This is a genomic window from Sabulibacter ruber (genome assembly GCF_017355955.1).
GTDB lineage: Bacteria > Bacteroidota > Bacteroidia > Cytophagales > Hymenobacteraceae > Nibribacter > Nibribacter ruber_A.
Map to the genome: position 1 here is coordinate 1 of NZ_JAFFID010000111.1, position 282 is coordinate 282.

1 protein-coding gene is annotated in these 282 nt (G+C 67.4%); it reads left to right on the plus strand.

Going from position 1 to position 282, the window contains the following annotated elements; all coding sequences use genetic code 11:
* On the plus strand, positions 1–282 hold a 282-nt coding region (locus JT719_RS24665), incomplete at both ends, for an ATP phosphoribosyltransferase regulatory subunit (protein ID WP_207436434.1).

Genomic DNA, 282 nt, shown 5'->3' on the forward strand with positions numbered 1-282 from the left:
GCGTGGCCGAGCTGACCACCGTCATCGAGGGGCTGAAGGCGCTTCAGGTGCCGGACGGCGTTGTGCGCATCAACCTCGCCATCGCGCGCGGGCTCGACTACTACACCGGCACGGTCTACGAGACCTTCCTGAACGACCATCCGGGCATCGGCAGCGTCTGCTCCGGCGGGCGCTACGAGAACCTGGCGAGCCACTACACCAAGTCGAAGCTGCCCGGCGTGGGCATCTCCATCGGCGCCACGCGGCTGTTCTACCAGCTCATGGAGGCCGGGCTGATCCAGG